This window comes from Pseudomonas sp. SORGH_AS_0199 (assembly GCF_031453735.1).
GTDB classification, from domain to species: domain Bacteria; phylum Pseudomonadota; class Gammaproteobacteria; order Pseudomonadales; family Pseudomonadaceae; genus Chryseomonas; species Chryseomonas aestiva.
This window is the reverse complement of the sequence record NZ_JAVJAE010000001.1, coordinates 4,330,722-4,353,071: the sequence shown is the minus strand read 5'-3', so window position 1 is coordinate 4,353,071 and position 22,350 is coordinate 4,330,722. Positions and strand designations below refer to the sequence as shown.

19 protein-coding genes are annotated in these 22,350 nt (G+C 66.0%); 13 read left to right on the top strand and 6 right to left on the bottom strand.

The window, feature by feature from the left end; translation table 11 throughout:
* Positions 1–41: 41 nt before the first annotated feature.
* The 4 genes from QE444_RS20405 (at position 42) to QE444_RS20390 (ending at position 3,993) form a co-directional block, all read left to right on the top strand.
* Positions 42–293 (top strand): DUF1653 domain-containing protein, encoded by a 252-nt coding sequence (locus tag QE444_RS20405; protein WP_309741378.1) that lies wholly within the window; start codon positions 42–44, stop codon positions 291–293.
* A gap of 149 nt (positions 294–442) precedes the next feature.
* A complete protein-coding gene (gene topA / locus QE444_RS20400; RefSeq protein WP_309741376.1) occupies positions 443–3,049 on the top strand; it encodes a type I DNA topoisomerase in 2,607 nt (868 codons plus the stop codon).
* Between the two features lie 58 nt (positions 3,050–3,107).
* A complete protein-coding gene (locus QE444_RS20395) occupies positions 3,108–3,626 on the top strand; it encodes a DUF6586 family protein (RefSeq protein WP_187980112.1) in 519 nt (172 codons plus the stop codon).
* Between the two features lie 130 nt (positions 3,627–3,756).
* Complete coding sequence (locus QE444_RS20390) at positions 3,757–3,993, top strand: hypothetical protein (RefSeq protein WP_007162387.1); 237 nt, start codon at positions 3,757–3,759, stop codon at positions 3,991–3,993.
* A gap of 63 nt (positions 3,994–4,056) precedes the next feature.
* Here QE444_RS20390 and sulA read toward each other — a convergent pair whose 3' ends face one another.
* Both sulA and lexA read right to left on the bottom strand, forming a co-directional pair.
* Positions 4,057–4,557 (bottom strand): SOS-induced cell division inhibitor SulA, encoded by a 501-nt coding sequence (gene sulA / locus QE444_RS20385; protein WP_158894147.1) that lies wholly within the window; start codon positions 4,555–4,557, stop codon positions 4,057–4,059.
* A gap of 181 nt (positions 4,558–4,738) precedes the next feature.
* Positions 4,739–5,350, bottom strand: a complete 612-nt coding sequence (gene lexA / locus QE444_RS20380) for a transcriptional repressor LexA (RefSeq protein WP_133862797.1) — start codon at positions 5,348–5,350, stop codon at positions 4,739–4,741.
* A 236-nt stretch (positions 5,351–5,586) separates the two neighbouring features.
* Between lexA and QE444_RS20375 the strand changes: the two genes are divergently transcribed.
* The 3 genes from QE444_RS20375 to QE444_RS20365 all read left to right on the top strand — a co-directional run bounded on the left by QE444_RS20375 (position 5,587) and on the right by QE444_RS20365 (position 8,122).
* Positions 5,587–6,297 carry a TetR/AcrR family transcriptional regulator gene (locus QE444_RS20375; protein WP_133862796.1) on the top strand — a complete coding sequence of 237 codons (711 nt, stop codon included), beginning with the start codon at positions 5,587–5,589 and terminating at the stop codon, positions 6,295–6,297.
* A gap of 80 nt (positions 6,298–6,377) precedes the next feature.
* Positions 6,378–7,370 (top strand): beta-N-acetylhexosaminidase, encoded by a 993-nt coding sequence (gene nagZ / locus QE444_RS20370; protein ID WP_187980111.1) that lies wholly within the window; start codon positions 6,378–6,380, stop codon positions 7,368–7,370.
* A gap of 11 nt (positions 7,371–7,381) precedes the next feature.
* Positions 7,382–8,122, top strand: a complete 741-nt coding sequence (locus QE444_RS20365; protein ID WP_187980110.1) for an S-methyl-5'-thioinosine phosphorylase — start codon at positions 7,382–7,384, stop codon at positions 8,120–8,122.
* A 46-nt stretch (positions 8,123–8,168) separates the two neighbouring features.
* On the opposite strand, the gene mfd is transcribed toward QE444_RS20365, so the two are convergent.
* A complete protein-coding gene (gene mfd / locus QE444_RS20360; protein ID WP_309741366.1) occupies positions 8,169–11,618 on the bottom strand; it encodes a transcription-repair coupling factor in 3,450 nt (1,149 codons plus the stop codon).
* Between the two features lie 154 nt (positions 11,619–11,772).
* On the opposite strand from mfd, the gene QE444_RS20355 reads away from it, so the two are divergent.
* Complete coding sequence (locus QE444_RS20355; RefSeq protein WP_158894588.1) at positions 11,773–13,215, top strand: glyceraldehyde-3-phosphate dehydrogenase; 1,443 nt, start codon at positions 11,773–11,775, stop codon at positions 13,213–13,215.
* Between the two features lie 210 nt (positions 13,216–13,425).
* Positions 13,426–14,820: a Si-specific NAD(P)(+) transhydrogenase gene (gene sthA, locus QE444_RS20350; RefSeq protein WP_133862791.1), complete on the top strand. Its 1,395-nt coding sequence runs from the start codon at positions 13,426–13,428 to the stop codon at positions 14,818–14,820.
* 305 nt (positions 14,821–15,125) lie between these two features.
* On the opposite strand, the gene QE444_RS20345 is transcribed toward sthA, so the two are convergent.
* Genes QE444_RS20345 through QE444_RS20335 form a run of 3 tightly spaced genes read right to left on the bottom strand, consistent with a single transcriptional unit; the run spans position 15,126 to position 16,689 of the window.
* Complete coding sequence (locus tag QE444_RS20345; RefSeq protein ID WP_187980109.1) at positions 15,126–15,842, bottom strand: glycerophosphodiester phosphodiesterase; 717 nt, start codon at positions 15,840–15,842, stop codon at positions 15,126–15,128.
* An 8-nt stretch (positions 15,843–15,850) separates the two neighbouring features.
* Complete coding sequence (locus QE444_RS20340) at positions 15,851–16,141, bottom strand: phosphodiesterase (protein WP_273862949.1); 291 nt, start codon at positions 16,139–16,141, stop codon at positions 15,851–15,853.
* A complete protein-coding gene (locus QE444_RS20335) occupies positions 16,138–16,689 on the bottom strand; it encodes a PilZ domain-containing protein (RefSeq protein WP_133862788.1) in 552 nt (183 codons plus the stop codon). Before QE444_RS20335 ends, QE444_RS20340 begins: the two co-directional genes overlap by 4 nt.
* A gap of 107 nt (positions 16,690–16,796) precedes the next feature.
* On the opposite strand from QE444_RS20335, the gene QE444_RS20330 reads away from it, so the two are divergent.
* From QE444_RS20330 to QE444_RS20315, 4 genes are all read left to right on the top strand, one after another.
* A complete protein-coding gene (locus QE444_RS20330; RefSeq protein WP_133862787.1) occupies positions 16,797–18,047 on the top strand; it encodes a lipoprotein-releasing ABC transporter permease subunit in 1,251 nt (416 codons plus the stop codon).
* Positions 18,040–18,741, top strand: a complete 702-nt coding sequence (gene lolD, locus QE444_RS20325) for a lipoprotein-releasing ABC transporter ATP-binding protein LolD (RefSeq protein ID WP_026083696.1) — start codon at positions 18,040–18,042, stop codon at positions 18,739–18,741. Before QE444_RS20330 ends, lolD begins: the two co-directional genes overlap by 8 nt.
* A 7-nt stretch (positions 18,742–18,748) precedes the next feature.
* On the top strand, positions 18,749–19,990 hold the full coding sequence (locus tag QE444_RS20320; RefSeq protein ID WP_309741359.1) for a lipoprotein-releasing ABC transporter permease subunit: 1,242 nt from the start codon (positions 18,749–18,751) through the stop codon (positions 19,988–19,990).
* Between the two features lie 104 nt (positions 19,991–20,094).
* The gene (locus QE444_RS20315; RefSeq protein WP_187980106.1) at positions 20,095–22,335 is read left to right on the top strand and encodes a DNA internalization-related competence protein ComEC/Rec2; all 2,241 of its coding nucleotides are present in this window, start codon (positions 20,095–20,097) and stop codon (positions 22,333–22,335) included.
* Positions 22,336–22,350 lie beyond the last annotated feature (15 nt).

Genomic DNA, 22,350 nt, shown 5'->3' with positions numbered 1-22,350 from the left:
CGCCCCAGGGCTGCCCCGGTTTTCTTTTTTCGAGGTGGAACATGGCATTGCAGACGGGACTCTACCGGCACTACAAGGGTCAGCAGTATCGGGTGCTGGGTCTGGCCCGGCATTCCGAGACCGAAGAAGAGCTGGTCATCTATCAGGCGTTGTATGGTGAATATGGTCTCTGGGCGCGTCCCCTGAGCATGTTTCGCCAGAGCGTCCAGGTGGATGGCGAGCAGGTGCCGCGCTTCGCGCTGATCAGCGTCGAAGCCGCTCCCTTGGGTCTGGATGCCACGCCGCAGCCTTGACCTTGCCGACATCGCCACTATATATAGCGGTGCCGCGTTGGCCGACCGCCCCCGGCGCACCAGACTGAAATCGGTCTGGTCCTCCATCCGCCGTTCCGGCGCTCGCCTTTCGCTCGCTTACCGCCTTCAAGCAGGAATCTGACTCTCCCATGGGTAAATCGCTGGTCATCGTGGAATCCCCGGCCAAGGCCAAGACCATCAACAAGTACCTGGGTAACCAGTACGTGGTGAAGTCGAGCATCGGCCATATCCGCGACCTTCCCACCAGCGGCGCCGGCACCGCCAAGGAGCCCGCCGCCAAGACGCGCAAGACCGCCGCCGAGGCGCCCGCGCTGTCACCCAAGGAAAAGGCCCGGCGCCAGCTCTTCACCCGCATGGGCGTCGACCCCGAACACGGCTGGAAGGCGCACTACGAGATCCTGCCCGGCAAGGAAAAGGTGATCGAGGAACTGCGCCGCCTGGCCAAGGACGCCGACACCGTCTATCTCGCGACCGACTTGGACCGCGAAGGGGAGGCCATCGCCTGGCACCTGCGGGAAGCCATCGGCGGCGACGACTCGCGCTACAAGCGCGTGGTCTTCAACGAAATTACCAAGAAGGCCATCCAGGAGGCCTTCTCCCGGCCCGGCGAACTGGACATCAATCGCGTCAACGCCCAGCAGGCGCGCCGCTTCCTTGACCGCGTGGTCGGCTACATGGTCTCGCCGCTGTTGTGGTCGAAGATCGCCCGCGGCCTGTCCGCCGGTCGGGTGCAGTCCGTCGCGGTCAAGCTGGTGGTGGAGCGTGAGCGCGAGATCCGCGCCTTCGTCCCCGAGGAATACTGGGAAATCCACGCCGACCTGGCCACGCCGAAAAAGGCCCAGGTGCGCTTCGAAGTGGTGCGCGAGAAGGGTGAAGCCTTCAAGCCGCTGAACGAAGCCCAGGCCAGGGCCGCCCTGACCAAGCTGGAGAAGGCTGCCTATCGCATCGCCAAGCGCGAAGACAAGCCGACCAGCAGCCGGCCCTCGGCACCCTTCATCACCTCCACCCTGCAGCAGGCCGCGAGCAATCGCCTGGGCTTCGGGGTGAAGAAGACCATGATGATGGCCCAGCGTCTCTATGAGGCCGGCTACATCACCTACATGCGTACCGACTCGACCAACCTGTCGGGCGATGCCATCGCCATGGCCCGCGGTTACATCGAGAGCGAATTCGGAAAGCAGTACCTGCCGGAAAAAGCCAATGTCTACGGCAGCCGCGAAGGCGCCCAGGAAGCGCACGAGGCCATCCGCCCATCCGACATTAACGTCAAGCCCAACAGCCTGTCGGGCATGGAGCGTGATGCCGAGCGTCTGTACGAACTGATCTGGCGCCAGTTCCTGGCCTGCCAGATGCCCCCAGCCGAATACCTGTCCACCACCGTGACTGCCGCGGCGGGTGACTTCGAGCTGCGTGCCCGTGGCCGCATCCTCAAGTTCGACGGCTATACCCGGGTCCTGCCGCAGCAGAGCAAGCCGGGCGACGATGACGTCCTGCCCGAGATGAAGCAGGGCGAGGACCTCGGCCTGGTCAAGCTCGATCCGAGCCAGCACTTCACCAAGCCGCCGGCCCGCTTCTCCGAAGCCAGCCTGGTCAAGGAGCTGGAGAAGCGCGGCATCGGCCGGCCCTCGACCTATGCCGCCATCATTTCCACCATCCAGGATCGCGGCTACGTGACGGTGCACAATCGCCGTTTCTATGCCGAGAAGATGGGCGACATCGTTACCGACCGGTTGAACGAAAGCTTCGCCAACCTGATGGATTTCAGCTTCACCGCCAACATGGAAGGCAATCTGGACAACGTCGCCCAGGGCGAACGGGACTGGAAGAATCTGCTCGACGAATTCTATGGGGATTTCAAGCAGAAGCTGGAATACGCCGAAGCGGGCGAGAAGGGCATGCGCGCCAATCAGCCGACCCTGACGGACATTCCCTGCCAGCTCTGCGGCCGGCCAATGATGATCCGTACCGCCTCCACTGGCGTCTTCCTGGGCTGCTCCGGTTACGCCCTGCCGCCCAAGGAACGCTGCAAGGCCACCATCAACCTGGTGCCCGGCGACGAGATAGCCGAAGACGACGAGGGCGAATCTGAATCTCTGGTCCTGCGTGGCAAGCATCGCTGCCCCATCTGCAGCACCGCGATGGATGCCTATCTGATCGACGAGCATCGCAAGCTGCACGTCTGCGGCAACAACCCGGATTGCCCGGGCTACGGGATCGAGGAAGGCAGCTATCGCATCAAGGGCTACGAAGGCCCGTCGCTGGAATGCGACAAGTGCGGCAGCGAGATGCAGCTCAAGACCGGCCGCTTCGGCAAGTTCTTCGGCTGTACCAACCCGGCCTGCAAGAACACCCGCAAGCTGCTCAAGAACGGTGAGCCGGCGCCGCCGAAGATGGACGCCGTACCCATGCCGGAGCTGCGTTGCGAAAAGGTCGACGACACCTATGTGTTGCGTGATGGCGCTTCGGGTCTGTTCCTGGCGGCCAGCGGCTTCCCGAAGAATCGCGAAACCCGTGCGCCGTTGGTCAGCGAATTGCTGCCCCATCGCGACGAGATCGATCCCAAGTACCATTATCTGCTCAGTGCTCCGGTGAAGGATGGCGAGGGTCGCCCGGCGGTGATCCGCTTCAGCCGCAAGACCAAGGAGCAGTACGTGCAGACCGAGGTCGAGGGCAAGCCCACCGGCTGGAAGGCCTTCTACGACGGCAAGAAGTGGCAGGTCGAAGAGAAGCGCTAGGGCCTCTGGCTTCGGCGTGAGACAGGCGGTCGGCGTGAGCCGGCCCGAGGAGAAGGGCATGGCCAACGAGCGTTACACCCGCACCAACCAGAAGCTCTATTTCGCCGGTCTGGCGCTGGACAGCTGGCGCTCGGCTCAGGCGGCACCTTCCGCGCAAAGCCAGGGCCGCATCATGGCCGAGCGTGAGGCCTGCCTGTTTCATCTGCATGGCGCCCTGCTGGCGCTCTGTCAGGAAGTGGCGGGTTTCTACCGTCATCCCACCATGGAGGCCACATCGCTCGCCATCCTGCTCTCACCCGAAGCCTTGAACGAAGCGCCCAGCCCGGAAATGGGTGAGCTGGTGGAGCTGGCTGGCAATTCGGAGACCTGGCTGGCACGGCTGATCGCCGAATACCAGCGGCTGCTGCAGCCGCCCCAGGCGCCACGACGGCCCAAGCAGGACCCGACGCTGGCCCTGATCGAGGCGGTCAGCCTGGAACCGGCCGAGCCGGAGCTGGGTCTTGAAGAAGTGGAAGCCTGGCGCGAAAGCCTCAAGCAGACGGCGCTCAGATTCCGCGGTGCCATGACCGAGTGGTAGACCCGTTCCATTGGCAACTCATCCAAGGCCGTCAGGATGCTGGCCTTGCAGACCGTCGAAAAAGGCTCAGGCAAGTCGGCCTCTCAGACCCCACGCTGTTACACTATCCGCTTAGCTGTGGAGATACTGAATGACTACTGCCTACCTGGAAATCGTTGAACTCTCCGATGGTCGCATCGTGTTGCGCCGTGCGGACGACGAGGAAGCCCTCGTTACCCTTGAGTTTTCCAGCGATGCCAAGGATTTCCTGCATGGACAGCAGATAGAGGTGGCCAAGGCCATGTTCAACCTGGGCGTGCAGATGGCGGGTCGCCTGGCGGAAGGCGACAGTCTTCAGCGTGACGATCAACCCCGCGTCCTGCACTGACTCTCCGCCCGATCCGGCATTCCTCGCGGGAATGCCGCCGCTACATCCCTTTCTGCCTGCTGCCTACGCGAATCTGACGTTCAGACTCTGGCTGTTGCCCTGGGCCGCGGCGCGTGCCAGTTGCTGCTTGCCCGCATCGCTCAGGTCGTGCAGCCAACTGATCACCGTATGACTCTGTCCCTTGCGCAACACCTCGCAGGCCAGTTGCAGGGTCTTGGCCGCGCTCGGCGTCTGCAGCAGCAGCACGCGCTCCGGATTCAGATGGGTACTGCGCAGCCATGCGTTGCTGAGCAGCGACGGTGGCGTGACCAGGGTCAGCCAGCGGGCATCGTCCTTGTCGCTCAGCTGGCGCAGGATGGGAGCCAGCAATTGCAAGCATTGCTCCTGGCTACCGTGCAGGGACATCTCGCTGAAAGTGTCCGGCAGTGGGGCGGCCGGCAGCTCTCGTGCCGGCCTGCCAGGCTTGGGCAGAAAGGCAGTCAGCTCCTGCAGCAGGAGCTCGGGTGCCAGATCCAGCTCTTGAACGGACGAGCGCGGTGCATCGAACATCAGGGGAAATTGCATGGCGACCTCCTGGAGGCTACTCGATCAAATCCACTTGAGGTCATGTACCACGGATACATGACGTCACTGTGCTCAGCCTGGTCTTGAACGCTTTCCGGAGCGCGAACAGATATCCCCGATCAAGACTTCGGCGTAAGGCAAAAGGCGTGATTAAAGCTGGCCCGAGGGCCAGCCTTAGACGTTAGCGGCGGATGACGCCAACGCTTAACCCTTCGATGGCGAATTCCTGGGTGGAAAGATCGACTTCGATAGGGGCGAACTCGGGATTCTCTGCCAGCAGAGTGACCTGATTGCCCGAGCGTTTGAATCTCTTCACGGTAACCTCGTCGCCCACCCGGGCCACGACAATCTGGCCGTTGTGCACCTCACGGGTCACGTGGACGGCCAGGAGGTCGCCATCAAGGATGCCGACGTCTCTCATGCTCATGCCCTTGACCTTGAGCAGGTAGTCGGCACGTGGCTGGAAGAAAGCCGGATTGATGGCGCAGTTCTCTTCGACGTTCTGTTCGGCCAGGATGGGCGCGCCCGCAGCAACCCGACCGATAACCGGCAGGCTCTCGTCGGCTTTGCGCGTGGCATCCAGACCCGGAATGCGGATACCCCGAGAGGCGCCCGGCGTCATCTCGATGGCGCCCTTGCGTGCCAGGGCCTTGAGGTGCTCCTCGGCCGCGTTCGGCGATTTGAAACCAAGCTCCTGCGCGATCTCCGCGCGGGTAGGCGGAAAGCCATTGGCTTCGAGGCAACGCTTGATGAAGGCCAGGATCTCGGCTTGTCGCGGTGTCAGTTTCAGCATGATGCACGTCGCGTCGTCTAATGATGCTGTGATTATATACAGTAACTCCGGGTGCTAGGCAAGGCCGCTGCCCCTGGCTTCGGACGACAGGCCGAATTCACTGTAGATAGCGTTCAAATGACGGAATGACGTGCCTTCCAGGGCTTCGCATGGCTGTTCGCAGACGAGCCCGCGATTGACTTCGGTAGCGTTTGAAACATATGTTTCAAACGGAAATTCATCTATCGGGGAAGGTCATGGCGCAGTCGGATACCGTTGAACGCATTCTGGATGCGGCCGAGCAGCTGTTCGCCGAGCGCGGCTTTGCCGAAACCTCGTTGCGACTCATCACCACGCGAGCTGGGGTCAACCTGGCCGCGGTCAACTATCACTTCGGCTCGAAGAAGGCCCTGATCCAGGCGGTGTTCTCGCGATTTCTCGATCCCTTCTGTTTCAACCTGGAGCGGGACCTCGATCAGTGGCAGCCGAAGCATGGCGAGGACGTGAGCCTGGAGGCGCTGTTGAATCTGCTGGTGGATCACTCCCTGGCCATCAAGCCGCGGCATGGCAATGACCTCTCGGTATTCATGCGTCTGCTGGGCCTGGCCTTCAGCCAGAGCCAGGGCCACCTGCGCAAGTACCTGGAACAGACCTACGGCCGCGCCTTCCGCCGCTTCCTGCTGCTGGTGAATCGAGCCGTGCCCGAGATCCCGCCGCTGGAGCTGTTCTGGCGCGCCCACTTCATGCTGGGCGCGGCGGTGTTCAGCATGTCCGGCATCAAGGCGCTGCGGGCGATCGGCGAAAACGATTTCGGCGTCGATACCCATACCGATCAGGTACTGCGACTCATGGTGCCCTTCCTCGCCAGCGGAATGCGCGCCCCCACGGCGATGCACGCGCCGGAGCTGGCTCAGGCGCAGTATCGGCCACGGCGGCCGGTGGTCGCGGAGACGGCCGAGAGCTACTAGGCTGCGAGGCCGGCGGTGCCTGGGGTAAGCTTGCGTCCCTTTCACGGCGCCGTGCGCCGGAGCATTCGGACGAGGTACCCATGCAAGGCTCTCTGATGGTCGATATCGCTGGCACCTGGCTCACCGCCGAGGATCGCCAGCTGCTGCGCCAGCCGGAGGTGGGCGGACTGATCCTGTTCGCCCGCAACATCGAAACCCCGGGGCAGGTACGGGAACTGTGCCGTGCCATTCGCGCGGTGCGGCCGGAGCTGTTGCTGGCCGTGGACCAGGAAGGCGGTCGCGTGCAGCGCCTGCGCCGCGACGTGGTGCGGTTGCCGGCCATGGGGCAGCTGGGCGGGCGCGCGGACAGCGCGGAACTCGCCCGCCTCTGCGGCTGGCTGATGGCGACCGAGATCCTGGCGGTGGGGCTGGACTTCAGTTTCGCCCCGGTGCTGGACGTCGACCATGGGCGCAGCCAGGTCATCGGCGCCCGTTCCTTTGGCAGTGCCGACCAGGTGATCGAGCTGGGCAGTGCCTTCATCGCGGGCATGGGCGACGCCGGTATGGCCGCCACCGGCAAGCACTTCCCCGGCCACGGCTGGGCCGAAGCCGACTCCCACTATGCCATTCCCACCGACGAGCGCGATCTGGACACCCTGTTGCGCACCGATCTGCGCCCGTTCCAGGCTCTCTTGCCGACCTTGGGAGCGGTGATGCCCGCTCACGTCATCTATCCAGCGGTGGATCCCCAGCCGGCCGGCTTTTCCCGCCGTTGGCTGCAGGACATCCTGCGCGGCGAGCTGGATTACCGGGGCGTGATCTTCAGCGACGACCTGTCGATGGCGGGTGCCCACGTCGCGGGCGATGCCGGCCAGCGCGTCGAGGCGGCGCTCACCGCCGGCTGCGACATGGGGCTGGTGTGCAATGACCGCGCAGCGGCCGAGTTGGCCCTGACCCGGGTGCAGCAGCTGGGCGTCTCGCCCGCGCCACGACTGGCCAGCATGAGAGCCCGCCGCCTCGTCGATCTCGATTACCGCCAGCAACCGCAGTGGAGTCTTGCCCTGCGGCGGTTGCGCCAGGCTGAACTCATCTAAAGGACGTTTCCATGACTACCTACGCCATCATCGGCGGCACCGGTCTCACCGCGCTCGCCGGCCTGGAGCTGGACCAGGCCCAGACCTTCGAGACGCCCTGGGGTGCGCCCTCGGCGCCCGTGCAGCGCGGCCACTATGCCGGCCTACCGGTGCTGTTCCTGGCCCGCCATGGCCATCCGCACCGCATTCCGCCGCACCAGGTCAACTACCGCGCCAATCTCTGGGCGCTCAGGGAAGCCGGCGCCGAGGCCATCGTCGCGGTGAATGCCGTGGGTGGCATCCATGCCGCCATGGGCAGTGGCCATCTGTGCGTGCCCCACCAGCTGGTGGACTACACCTGGGGGCGCGGCCATACCTTCTTCGAGGGCGCGGACCTTGCGCATGTCACCCACATCGACTTCAGCTTTCCCTACGACGAGCCCCTGCGCCAGCAGCTGCTGAATGCGCTGCGCAAGCTGCAGCTGCCGCACAGCGACCATGGCGTCTATGCCGCCACCCAGGGGCCACGTCTGGAAACGGCAGGAGAGATCGTCCGGCTGGAACGCGACGGCTGCGACATCGTCGGCATGACCGGGATGCCGGAAGCGGCCCTGGCGCGCGAACTGGGCCTGCCCTATGCCTGCCTGGCGCTGGTAGTGAATCCGGCGGCCGGCAAGGTGCAGCGGGAAATCACCATGGCCGAGATCGAAGCGGTCCTGGCCAGCGGCATCGACGAGGTGCGGCAGGTGCTGGCCGAGGTGCTGACGGGCTGATGGCGACCGAGCCGCTCCCGGGGATACCCGGCGAGCGGCTCTTCGATCAGCTGGCGGCGGGCGTCAGGCGATCGAACAGGGCTTCCAGGACGTTGAAGCGCTCTTCCGCCCGCTCCATCGGTACCTGGAACTTGAACAGGGTCGCGCCCTCCAGCCGATACTTCTTCGGCTGCGCCTGGATCATCTTCACCAGCACCAGTGGATCCACCTGGGTATCGGCGGCGAATTCCAGCCGCCCGCCCTGGGGGCCCGCATCCACCTTGACGATGCCCAGGCCTTCCGCGCGCAGCTTGAGCAGCGTCAGGCGCACCAGATTCTTGGTCGGTTCCGGCAGGAGGCCGAAGCGGTCGATCATCTCCACCTGTAGTTCCTTGAGGGCCTCTTCGTCCGCTGCCGAGGCGATGCGCTTGTAGAGGATCAGCCGCGCATGCACATCGGGCAGGTAGTCTTCCGGGATCAGCGCGGGGACGCGCATGTTGATGTCCGGACCGCCCCCCAGGGGCTTTTCTAGGTTGGGCTGCTCGCCCTTGCGGATGGCCTTGACCGCGCGCTCCAGCATTTCCATGTAGAGGGTGAAGCCGACCGCCTGGATCTGGCCGCTCTGGCCTTCGCCGAGCAACTCTCCGGCGCCACGGATCTCCAGGTCGTGGGTCGCCAGGATGAAGCCGGCCCCCAGGTCCTGGGCGCCGGCGATGGCTTCCAGGCGCTTTTCGGCATCCGGCGTCATGCCCTTGCGTGGCGGCGTGAGCAGGTAGGCGTAGGCCTGGTGGTGACTGCGCCCGACCCGGCCGCGCAGCTGGTGCAGCTGGGCCAGGCCGAACTTGTCGGCGCGCTCGATGATGATGGTGTTGGCATTGGGCACGTCGATGCCGGTCTCGATGATGGTCGAGGCCACCAGCACGTTGAATCTCTTGTGGTAGAAGTCGCTCATCACCTGTTCGAGATCGCGTTCGCGCATCTGCCCGTGGCCGATGCCGACGCGGGCCTCGGGCACCAGCTCGGCCAGTTCGCGGGCGCGCTTCTCGATGGTCTTGACCTCGTTGTGCAGGAAGTACACCTGGCCGCCGCGCAGGAGCTCGCGCAACAGGGCTTCCTTGATCACCGCGTTCTGTTCCTCCATGACGAAGGTGCGCACCGAAAGTCGGCGGGCCGGGGGCGTGGCGATGATGGACAGATCACGCATGCCGGCCACCGCCATGTTCAGGGTGCGCGGAATCGGCGTGGCGGTGAGGGTGAGGATGTCCACCTCGCTGCGCAGCGACTTCAGCTGTTCCTTCTGACGCACCCCGAAGCGGTGCTCCTCGTCGATGATGGCCAGGCCCAGGTCCTTGAACTTCACATCGCCCTGCAACAGCTTGTGGGTGCCGATGATGATGTCGATCTTGCCATCGGCCAGCTCCCGCGCGGCGGCGGCGACTTCCTGGGCCGACTTGAAGCGGCTCATCACCTCGACCCGTACCGGCCAGTCGGCGAAGCGGTCGCGGAAGCTGTTGTAGTGCTGCTGGGCGAGGAGGGTGGTGGGGACCAGCACCGCCACCTGGCGACCGCCGTGCACGGCGATGAAGGCTGCGCGCATGGCCACCTCGGTCTTGCCGAAGCCCACGTCGCCGCAGACCAGGCGGTCCATGGGCGTGCCCGCCAGCATGTCCTTGTGCACCGCCTCGATGGCGGCCTGCTGGTCCGGCGTCTCCTCGAAGGGGAAGCCGGCGGAGAAGGTGGCGTAGTCGACGGCCGGGTCCCTGAAGGCATAGCCCTTGCGCGCGGCGCGGCGGGCATAGATGTCGAGCAGTTCGGCGGCCACGTCGCGCACCTGTTCGGCGGCCTTGCGCTTGGCCTTCTGCCAGGTCTCGGAACCCAGCTTGTGCAGCGGCGCGAGGGCATCGTCGGTGCCTGAATAGCGGGCGATCAGGTGCAGGCTGGCCACCGGCACATAGAGCTTGGCGTCGTCGGCGTATTCGAGCAGGAGGAATTCCTGGGGCTGGTCGTCCAGCTCCAGGGTGATCAGGCCCATGTAGCGGCCAACGCCATGGTCGATGTGCACTACCGGCGCGCCTTCGCGCAACTCGGTGAGATTCTTGATGACGTTCTCGCCGGCATCGCGACCCTTCTCGCGGCGGCGGCGCTGCATGATGCGCTGGCCGAACAGCGGATTTTCCGGAATCAGGGCGACGCCGGCGTCATCCAGCACCAGGCCCTCGTCCAGTGGCGCCAGGGCGATGGCGATGCGCTCGGCGCTGGCCTGGAAGGCCGCCCAGCCCTCGACCTGGCCGGGGCGCAGATTCAGGCGGGCCAGCAACTCCAGCAGCACTTCGCGGCGACCGGCGCTTTCCGCGGTGAACAGCACCCGGCCGGGGAAGTCGGTGATGAAGTGCTCCAGGGCCGCCAGCGGCTGGCTGGCCTTGGCGTCGATGGCCAGGTCCGGCAGGGCGCGGGCGGCGAAGCGCTCACGGCCCACGCCGGATTCCAGGTCGTCCGCGCCAATGACCACCCGCGGCCAGTTCTTCAGGCGGGCGAAGCAGTCTTCAACCGGCAGGAAGACATCGGCCGGCGGCAGCAGCGGCCGCTCCGGATCGACCCGGCGGTCTTCGTAGCGATTGCGGACATCGGTCCAGAATTGCTCGGCGGCCTGCTCGATGCCGGGCAGGGAAAACACCTGGGTGTTGGCCGGCAGATAGTCGAAGAGGGTCGAGGTTTCATCGAAGAACAGCGGCAGGTAGTACTCGATGCCCGCCGGCGTGATGCCGCTGGCCAGGTCCTGGTAGATGGGACAGCGGCGATAGTCCACGTCGAAGCGCTCGCGGAATCGCGCGCGAAAGCCGGTCACGGCTTCTTTATGCAGCGGAAATTCCCGCGCCGGCAGCAGGCGGATGCTGTCGACCTTGTCGATGGATCGCTGCGTTTCCGGATCGAAGGTGCGCAGCGTCTCGATCTCGTCGTCGAACAGGTCGATGCGGTAGGGCAGGTTGCTGCCCATGGGGAAGAGATCGATCAGGGCGCCTCGCACGGCGAACTCGCCATGTTCGTACACCGTATCCACATATCTATAGCCGGCTGCTTCCAGCCGTCCGCGGGTGGCTTCCACGTCCAGCCGCTGGCCGACGTCCAGCACCAGGCTGCTGCCGAGCAGGAAACGGGTGGGTGCCAGGCGGTGTAGGGCGGTCGCCAGAGGGACTACCAAAATACCGTGGGAGAGCTCCGGCAGCCTATAAAGAGTCGCGACGCGCTGGGAGATGATGTCCTGATGCGGCGAGAAGACATCGTAGGGCAGCGTCTCCCAATCGGGAAAATTCAGCACCGGCAACCCGGGGGCGAAGAAGCGCAGTTCCTGCTCCAGGCGATCAGCGGTCTGGCTGTCCTGGGTGATCAGCAGGGTGAAGCGGCGAGTCGCGGCCTTGGCGGCTTCAGCGATGGCGAGGGCTAGCGCGGCGCCGGGCAGATTGCCCCACTGCTGGCGGCCGGCGGTTTCAGGAATTGACGGGGTACGCAAAACTGACACGCGGGCGGAACTCCGGTGGATTTCGGGAGGGTTGGGATTGTAACGACCGGGCTTTCGCGCTGTCAGTGCAGCGACGCGCGTAGATTGCCTGGGAGAGGCAGCGCGGTCATAATGTAGTTCCTTTTTTCAGCTCCTACATAGGGAAGGATTTGTCGTGAGTCAGAAGCCTGAGCAGTGCCTTGAAGAATGGATCGATCGCGAAGCGCTCGCCGAGGCCATGATTCCCCTGATTGGTCAGCTGTACCGTAACAACAATGTTGTGACCTCGATTTACGGTCGCGGTTTGGTCAACCGTTCGGTGATCTCCATTCTCAAGGCCCACCGGTTCGCCCGCCAGATCGACAACGTCGAGCTGTCCGTGCAGGACACCTACCCGCTGGTGAAGGCCCTGAGCGAGCTGGAACTGGGCGCCGCCTCCATCGACCTGGCCCGCCTGAGCCTGAAGTTCAAGGCCGAAGCCGCCGGTCGCGACCTCAAGGACTTCCTGCGCAGCGAGCTGTCCGCCGTGGTCGGCAAGCAGGGCGTCGAGCAGCGCAAGGGCAAGGACGTCGTGCTCTACGGCTTCGGTCGTATCGGCCGGCTGCTGGCGCGCATCCTCATCGAGCACCAGGGTAGCGGCGACGGCCTGCGCCTGCGCGCCATCGTCGTGCGCAAGGGCGCCGACAACGACCTGGTCAAGCGTGCCAGCCTGCTGCGTCGCGATTCCGTGCACGGTTCCTTCGACGGCACCATCACCGTCGACGAAGCCAACAGCACCCTGTGCGCCAACGGCACCCTGATCAAGGTGATCTACTCCAACGATCCCACCACCGTCGACTACACCGCGTACGGCATCCAGGATGCCATCGTGGTCGACAACACCGGCAGATGGCGCGATGCCGAAGGCCTGGGCCAGCACCTCAAGTGCAAGGGCGTCTCCCGCGTGGTGCTGACCGCACCCGGCAAGGGCAGCTTGAAGAACATCGTGCATGGCATCAACCATGACACCATCACCGCCGAAGACACCATCGTCACCGCGGCCTCCTGCACCACCAACGCCATCGTGCCGATCCTGAAGGCGGTCAACGACAAGTACGGCATCGTCAACGGTCACGTCGAGACCGTGCACTCGTACACCAACGACCAGAACCTGATCGACAACTTCCACAAGGGCGATCGCCGTGGCCGCAGCGCCGCGCTGAACATGGTGATTACCGAGACCGGCGCCGCCAAGGCCGTGGCCAAGGCCCTGCCGGAACTGGCTGGCAAGCTGACCGGCAACGCCATCCGCGTGCCGACGCCCAACGTTTCCATGGCGATCCTCAACCTGAACCTGGAAAACGGCACCAGCAAGGACGAGATCAACGAGTACCTGCGCGAAATGGCGCTGCACTCGCCGCTGCACAAGCAGATCGATTTCGTGAACTCGCCGGAAGTGGTCTCCAGCGACTTCGTCGGCTCCCGTCATGCGGGCGTGGTCGATGCCGGTGCCACCATCGTCAGCGACAACCGTGTCGTCCTCTATGTCTGGTACGACAACGAGTTCGGTTACAGCTGCCAGGTCGTGCGGGTGCTGGAAGAGATGGCGGGGGTTAATCCGCCGGCCTTCCCGGCCTGAGTCTTGCGCGCTAGGCGAGGCTGACTTGCAAGAAAAAACGGGAGCCCAGGCGGCTCCCGTTTTCGTTTTGACCGGGTTTTGCGCCACAATAGCGGCCCGTGACAAGAGGTCGCAGCCCCCTGGGGGCGATCTCGCGTCGGATCCGGCCTCGCATGAGGCGGTCCGGCTCCAGCCGTCGCCTGCGGACGGCTAACCTTCTGAGGAGAAAGCATGGCGGTCTATAGCTACGACGTGGTGGTATTGGGTTCGGGACCGGCCGGTGAGGGCGCGGCGATGAACGCCGCCAAGAATGGCCGCCGCGTGGCGGTGGTGGACAATCGCCAGGTGGTCGGCGGCAACTGCACCCACCTGGGCACCATTCCCTCCAAGGCCCTGCGCCATTCGGTCAAGCAGATCATCCAGTTCAACACCAACGAGATGTTCCGCTCCATCGGCGAGCCGCGCTGGTTCTCCTTTCCCGACGTGCTGCGCAGCGCTGAGCGGGTGATCGCCCGGCAGGTGTCGTCTCGTACCGGCTACTACGCGCGCAACCGGGTCGACCTGTTCTTCGGCACCGCCAGCTTCGCCGACGACAACACCATCGAGATCGTCAACCTGCGCGGTGACCTGGAGCGCCTGGTGGCCAAGCAGGTCGTCATCGCCACCGGTTCGCGTCCCTATCGCCCGGTGGACGTGGACTTCAGCCATCCGCGCATCTACGACAGCGACACTATCCTGTCGCTGACCCATACCCCGCGCCGGCTGATCATCTACGGCGCCGGGGTGATCGGCAGCGAATACGCCTCCATCTTCAGCGGCCTCGGCGTGCTGGTGGACCTGATCGACAACCGCGACCAGCTGCTCAGCTTCCTCGACGACGAAATCTCCGACGCCCTGAGTTATCACCTGCAGAACAACAATGTGCTCATTCGCCACAACGAGGAGTACGAGCGCATCGAAGGCCAGGAAAACGGCGTCGTCCTGCATCTGAAGTCCGGCAAGAAGCTACGCGCCGATGCCCTGCTGTGGTGTAACGGCCGGACCGGCAACACCGACCAGCTGGGCCTGCAGAACGTGGGCATCTCGGTCAACAGCCGGGGCCAGGTCACCGTCGATGAGAACTACCGGACCTCGGTCGCCAACATCTATGCGGCGGGCGACGTCATCGGCTGGCCGAGTCTGGCCAGTGCCGCCTACGACCAGGGGCGTTCGGCGTCGGACAACATCCTGCACGACAACAACGGGCGGGTGGTCAACGACATCCCCACCGGCATCTACACCATTCCCGAGATCAGTTCGCTGGGCAAGACCGAGCGCGAGCTGACCCAGGAAAAGGTGCCCTACGAGGTTGGCAAGGCCTTCTTCAAGAGCATGGCGCGGGCGCAGATCTCCGGCGAACCGGTGGGCATGCTGAAGATCCTTTTCCACCGCGAGACCCTGCAGGTGCTGGGCGTGCACTGCTTCGGCGACCAGGCGTCGGAGATCCTGCACATCGGCCAGGCGATCATGAACCAGGAAGGTGCGGCGAACAGCATCCGCTATTTCGTCAACACCACCTTCAACTACCCGACCATGGCCGAGGCCTACCGGGTGGCGGCCTTCGATGGGTTGAATCGGCTGTTCTGAGTCGGCCTAGGTTGGGCGGACGGAGGCAAATGTCCGCTCGGCTAGCCCCCTCTCCCCTCGGGAGAGGGCTGGGGTGAGGGTACCCCCGTAGCAGCCTCCAGTGGAAAAGGCTGCGCCGTTTTCCACGCTACGGTTCTGCGTCGGCTTATATCGCGGCCACGGCGGTCTGCCGATGCGGCCGCTCCTACGGTAACGTTCGTGCCTGTAGGAGCGGCCCATGGCCGCGATGGCCAGATTTGGCTTTCGTAGGTTGGGTTGAGCGCAGCGAAGCCCAACACGTCCCGGGCTTCGACCTGCGCCAGCGCCTACCCCAACGTCCGTCGCGCCAGGCTCGGGAAGTCGGTGATCAGGCTGTCCGCGCCGAAGTCGGCCAGGCGGCGCATCAGGCTGGCGTCGTTCACCGTCCAGACCGAGACATGCAAGCCCTGGCGCTGGGCCTTGAGCAGCCGCTCCGGGGTGCACAGCGTCCAGTTCAGCGCCAGCAGGTGGCAGTCGTAGTGAGCGGCCACCTTGAGCGGATCCAGCCAGGCGTACTCTGCCACCAGCCCACGCGCCAGATGCGGCGTATCGCGCTGCAGGGCGCGCAGGACCTCGCGCGAGGCGCTGGTCACGGTGATCCTGTCCTGCAGGCCGAATTCCTCGACCAGCTGGGCGATGGCCCTGACGGTCTGCGCCGCCCGCACCCGCGAGGCGCTCTTCACCTCCAGCTGCCAGTGGTCGAAGGCGCACTTCTCGAACAATTCGCGCAGGGTCGGAATTGGGCAGGGGCGTGGCCAGACCGGGCCGCCCTGGCGGGCATCCAGGGCGACCAGATCGGCGACGGCCTTTTCGCTGACCTTGCCGCCTCGCCCGGTGGTACGTTTCAGGGTCGGGTCATGAATCACCACCAGCTCGCCGTCCCGGGAGAGGTGCAGATCCAGTTCGCAGCGCCGGACGCCCAGCTCCAGGCACAGCTCGAAACCGGCCAGGGTATTTTCCGGGGCTTCGCCGCGGGCACCGCGGTGTCCGTAAATGAGGGTCATGGGGGCTCCTAGGGTGACGGGACCGGGCGCCGCGGTTCACGGACCGCGTCCAGCACCCGATCGTTTTCGAAATAGACGCTGAAATCTCTGTAGTCCCAGCGGCGAATCGCCGGGCGTCCGACCGGAGGATGCTCCTGGTCGGGCAGGCCGAAGCGCTCCAGAACCTGGCTGCGACTGTCGCCGCGCAGGGGCAGCGGGGTACTGCCATCGCCCTGCTGGCCCAGCGGGATCTGCAGGGTCTCGGCCCAGCCGGGCAGGGCGGTACCGAGCAGCAGGGCCGCCAGCCAGGGGCGTTTCACGCCTCGTCTCCACGGTCGGCGCGGCGTACCCGGGCCTGCTGACGCAGGACATGGCGCGCCAGCAACTGGCGCTGGGCGTCTTCCAGGTCGATGAAGCTGGTGCCGATCTCGTACCCGCCGGCCACGGCCTGGCAACCGGTCACCTCCGCCAGCACCTGCAGGCCCAGGCCCTGGGGCGGCAATGCCATGCGCAGGTCGAGTCGGGTGCCCAGGGTGTAGGGCTCGGCATCGACGAAGGCCAGGCCGCCCTCGGACAGCACCACGTCGCGGGTGGCGCCGCTGTCGTGCAGCAGATTCCAGGTAAAGGCCTGGCCGAGCAGGTCCAGGCGCTTGTTCACCAGGCGCAGGCAGGCGGTAACGGCGCGGTCGCGCTCGTCCAGATTGCGCAGCAGGTGACGGGATTCGAATTCCAGCTGATGCAGTTCGCTCAGGAGTGCGAACAAGGGCGCGGTCTCGCCGGGGACCCCGTCGGCAGGGCTGATTTGCAGTGCGATACGGTCGGTGATGCGATAGTATTCCCGCCGTTCACGCGCGTCTGGGGTGGTCATGTCGGGCCGCTCCGTGGGTGATGGCCCCGAGTGTAGCCGGCGAGCCGGCACGGTGTCGCCGTCCAACCCGCAGGGCGCCTACGTCTTTCCGCCGTGCAAGCGAGCCTATGTTCAGACCCCTGCCGATCTACCTTGGCCTGCGTTACGTCCGCGCCAAGCGCCGCAACCATTTCGTCTCCTTCATCTCGCTCACCTCCATGATCGGCCTGGCCCTCGGCGTGGTCGTCATGATCGTGGTGCTGTCGGTCATGAACGGCTTCGATCGCGAGATGCGCGATCGCGTCCTCGGCATGATTCCCCATGCCACGGTGGAGTCCTACCAGCCGGTGCCTGACTGGCGCAGCGTGCGCGAGCTGGCGCTGCAGAACAGCCAGGTGGCCGCGGTGGCGCCCTTCACCCAGTTGCAGGGCATGCTGGCCCACGACAAGGCGGTGCAGACGGTGTTGCTCAACGCCATCGATCCGGCCGAGGAACCCAAGGTCTCGATCATCCCCAGCTTCATGCGCGAGGGCCGGCTCGACGACCTCAAGCCGGGTGAATTCGGCATCATCATCGGTTCCCTGGCCGCCGAGAAACTGGGCGTGAAGGTTGGCGACAAGCTCACCTACATCGCCCCGGAAGTGGCCGTGACCCCCGCCGGCATGTTTCCGCGCATGAAGAGATTCACCGTGGTGGGCATCTTCAGCGTCGGCGCCGGCGAGCTGGACGGCTCGGTGGGCCTGATCGACATCGAAGACGCCGCGCGGCTGCAGCGCTGGCCGGCGAACGCGGTGCAGGGCGTACGCCTCAAGCTGCACGACCTGTTCCAGGCGCCGGACGTGTCCTGGAACATCGCTCGCCAGCTGCCGGGCAAGGACTGGTACGCCCGCGACTGGACCCGTACCCACGGCAATCTCTATCAGGCCATCGGCATGGAAAAGACCATGATCGGCCTGCTGCTGCTGCTGATCGTCGCCGTGGCCGCCTTCAACATCGTCTCCACCCTGGTGATGGTGGTGACCGACAAGAAATCCGACATCGCCATCCTGCGCACCCTGGGCGCCACGCCCCGGCAGATCATGGCGGTGTTCATGGTCCAGGGGACCTTCATCGGCGTCATCGGCACCGCCATCGGCTGCCTGCTGGGCGTGCTCGCCGCGCTCAACGTCAGTGCCGCCCTGGCCTGGGTGCAACGGATCACCGGGCACCAGTTCCTCAACGCCGAGGTGTATTTCATCGACTACCTGCCGGCGCAGCTGCAGCTGCACGACGTCCTGCTGGTCTGCGGCGCGTCCTTCGCCCTGAGCTTCCTGGCCACGCTCTATCCCTCCTGGAGCGCCGCCCGTACCCAACCCGCCGAGGCCCTGCGTTATGAATGATCGAGCCGTTTTGCGTTGCCAGGACCTGGGCAAGCGCTACGAGGAAGGCCCCCAGACCGTCGAGGTGCTGAGCAATGTCCAGCTGACCCTGCAACCGGGCGAGCGGGTGTCCATCGTCGGCAGTTCGGGGTCGGGCAAGACCACCCTGCTGAATCTGCTCGGCGGCCTCGACACCCCCAGCAGCGGTAGTGTCTGGCTCGATGGCGAAGAGCTGTCGGCGCTGAACGAGAAGGCCCGTGGCCTCTTGCGCAATCGCGCCATGGGCTTCGTCTACCAGTTCCACCACCTGCTGCCCGAATTCAGCGCCCTGGAAAACGTCTGCATGCCGCTGCTGATCGGCAAGGCCTCCATCGGCGAAGCCCGCGAGCGCGCCGCCAAGTTGCTGGAGCGGGTCGGTCTCGGTCATCGCCTGGGCCACAAGCCGGCCGAGCTGTCCGGTGGCGAGCGCCAGCGCGTGGCCATCGCCCGGGCGCTGGTCAACCAGCCCAAGCTGGTACTGCTCGACGAACCCACCGGCAACCTCGATCAGCACACCGCCCATGGCATCCAGGACCTGATGCTGGAACTGTCCACCTCGCTGCGCACCGCCTTCCTGGTGGTGACCCACGATCAGGTGCTGGCTGGCCAGATGGATCGGATGCTGCGCCTGGACGAAGGCCATCTGGTCGACGCCACGCCGGCCCGGCAGGTCTGAGGTCGCCATGTTCAGACCGCTTTCGCTGTTCATCGGCCTGAGATACACCCGCGCCAAGCGGCGCAAGTCGTTCATCTCCTTCTTCTCGCTGGTTTCCATGTTCGGCCTGGCGCTGGGCGTGCTGGCCATGATCCTGGTGCTGTCGGTGATGAACGGCTTCCAGGAAGAAATGCGCGGCCGCATCCTCGGCATGGTGCCCCATGCCTTCATCAGTGGTGCCCAGCCGCTGGACGACTGGCGCCCGCTGGCGGCCAAGGCCGAGCAGCAGCCCCATGTGCTGGCGGCGGTGCCCTATACCCAGTTGCAGGGCATGCTTTCGGTACGGGGTCGCATGCAGCCGCTGCTGGTGGACGGCATCGATCCGGCCCAGGAAAAGCGCGTGTCCATCGTCGGCGAACGCATGACCCAGGGCAGTCTCGACGCCCTCAAGCCCGGTGAATTCGGCATCGTGCTGGGCGAGATCGCCGCGCGACGCTTCCAGCTGGAGCTGGGCAGCCAGGTCACGGTGATCATCCCCGAGGTCGGCGCCGCCGGCAGCATCACCCCGCGGCTGCGGCGCTTCACCGTGGTCGGTACCTTCAAGGTCGGCGCCGAGCTGGATGCCTCCCTGGCCCTGATCAACGTCGCCGATGCCGCCCCGCTCAAGGGCTGGCAGCCGGGCCAGGTGGAAAGCATCCGCCTGGCGCTGGACGATCTGTTCCAGGCGCCGCGCATCTCCCGCGACGTGGCCAAGGCCCTCGGCGACGGCTACCAGGCGCGTGACTGGACGATCTCCCAGGGCAGTCTGTTCCAGGCCATGCAGATGGAAAAGACCATGATCGGCCTGCTGCTCCTGCTGATCGTCGCCGTGGCCGCCTTCAACATCATCGCCACCCTCATCATGGTGGTGGCCGACAAGAAGGCCGATATCGCCATCCTGCGCACCCTGGGCGCCACGCCCGGGCAGATCATGGCGGTGTTCATGGTGCAGGGCACGGTGATCGGCCTGGTCGGTACCCTGATCGGCGGCGTGCTGGGCGTCATCGCGGCACTCAACGTCAGCAGCTGGATCGCCGCCCTGGAGCGTCTGGTCGGCCACAAGCTGTTTGGTGGTGACATGTACTTCATCAGCAACCTGCCGTCGCGGCTGGAGCTGGAAGACGTGGTGCTGATCGCCGTGGCCGCCCTGAGCATGAGTTTCCTGGCGACCCTCTATCCCGCCTGGCGCGCCTCGCGCACCTCACCGGCCGAAGCCCTGCGCTACGACTGATCTCCTGCCGGGCCAGGCGGCGCTACGCCCCTGGCCCTACGGCGTCCAAGCTGCTCTAATCCGCGCTTCCGAAGCTCTTTTGGCTCTCCAAGGATGGAGTCCTGATGCGCGCCGCCCTGCTGTCCTTCGCCCTGGGCGTGCTGCTCCTGCGCGCCTTCGCCACACTGCCGTCGCTATCCCTGCTGGCGGCCCTCGCGGCGGTGGCCCTGGTGCTCCTGTTCACCCGCTTCCTGGCGCTCGGTGCCTTCGGGCTGGGCCTGGCCTGGGCGCTGCTCAATGGTCACTGGGCGCTGGACGATCGCCTGGATCCGACGCTGGAGCAGCGGGTGCTGTGGATCGACGGCGAGATCAGCGGCCTGCCCACGGTGGAGGCCGACTCGGTGGGTTTCGTGCTCGCCGGGGCAACCAGCCGCCGCGCGCTGAAGCTGCCGGCGCGGATCCGCCTGAGCTGGCACGGCGGGCCGCGCCCACTGGCCGGCGAACGCTGGCGCCTGGCCGCGGAGCTGCGCGGCCCCGCGGGTCTGGTCAACCCCCTCGGGCAGGATCGCGAAGCCTGGCTGCTGGCCCAGGGCATAGGCGCCACCGGCAGCGTCAAGGATGGCCAGCGCCTGGCCGCCGCCAGTGGCCTGGCGACCTGGCGCGACGGCATCCGGCAATACCTGCAGACGCGGGATCCGGCGGGGCAGGGTGGGCTGCTCGCCGCCCTGGTGGTGGGCGACGGCTCGGGTATCACCACTGCCCAGTGGCAGCTGTTCCAGGACACCGGCACCGTGCACCTGATGGTGATCTCCGGGCAGCACATCGGCCTGATCGCCCTAGGCGTTTATGCCGGGGTGGTCCTTCTGGCACGCCGTGGCCTCTGGCCGCGTCAACTGCCCTGGCGTCTGTCCGCGGCGGTGCTGACGATCGCCACCGCACTGGGCTACGGACTGCTGGCCGGCTTCGAGGTGCCGGTGCAGCGGGCCTGCGTCATGGTCACCCTGGGCCTGCTCTGGCAACTCGGGCGCCAGCAGGTGCGGCTGGCGGACGCGGTCCTGCTGGCCCTGGCACTGGTGCTGGCCGCCAATCCGCTGGTCAGTCTGCTGCCCGGATTCTGGCTGTCCTTTGGCGCCGTGCTGTTGCTGCTGTGGAGCTTTGCCGGCCGCCTGGGCCGACTGCCCTGGTGGCTCACCCTCGGGCGCGCTCAGTGGTGCATGGCCGTGGGCCTGGCGCCGCTGCTCCTGGCGCTGGGCCTGCCCCTGAGTCCGAGCGGCCCGCTGGCCAATGCCCTGGCCGTGCCGCTGATGGACCTGGCCATCGTGCCCCTGGCGCTGGCGGGGACCCTGCTGTCCCTGCTCTGGTCGCCGCTGGGGACGCCGGCCTTGCTGCTGGCGGGTGGCCTGCTGCAGGGGCTGCTCTGGCTGCTGAGCGGCTTGGCGCACCTGGCTGCAGCCTGGCAGCCGGTCCTCGCGCCCGCCTGGGCGCTGTGGCTGGCGGGGCTGGGGGCGCTGCTGGCGCTACTGCCCGCGGGTGTGCCGCTACGAGGCTTCGGCGTGCTGCTGATGCTGCCGGGGCTGTTTCCCCCGTCGCCGGTACCCGCGGCGGGGCTGGCGCGGATCACCGTGCTGGACGTGGGGCAGGGCCTGGCGGTGCTGGTGCGCACCCGCGACCATGCGCTGCTCTACGACGCCGGGCCGCGCCAGGGCAGCTATGACAGCGGCGCCCGGGTCGTCCTGCCCAACCTGCAGGCCCTTGGCATCGACACCCTGGACGTCATGCTGCTCAGTCATGCCGATGCCGACCACGCCGGCGGTGCGCCGGCCGTGGCCAGAGGACTGCCGCCAGGACAGGTACTCAGCGGCGAGGCGGGTCGGCTCCAGCCGGAATTGCACGCGCGGGATTGCACGGATGGGGCCGAGTGGCGCTGGAACGAGGTCGTCTTCACCACCTGGTGGCACCCCGCGGCGGATTCCAACGCCTCCTCCTGCGTGCTCAGCGTCGCCGCGAGGGGCGAGCGCCTGCTGCTGACCGGCGACATCGATGCCCGCCGTGAAGCCGAGCTGGTGGCCAGCGGGGTGCCGCTGGCAGCCGAGTGGCTGGTAGCTCCGCACCATGGCAGTCGCAGCGGTTCCAGCGCCGCCTTCATCGACGCCGTCCAGCCGCGCGGCGTACTGATCTCCCGGGGGCTGAACAATCGCTATGGCCATCCCCATCCCCAGGTGCTGGCGCGCTATCGCGAGCGCGGCGTGCTGCCCTACGACACCGCCGCGCTGGGCGCCCTGAGCTGGACCCTGGGTCGCTGGGAGGTACCGCACGGGCAGCGCCAGGTGCGGCATTGGTGGCGGATAGGCCCGCCGACACCCTGAGGCGTTCGTGCTAGA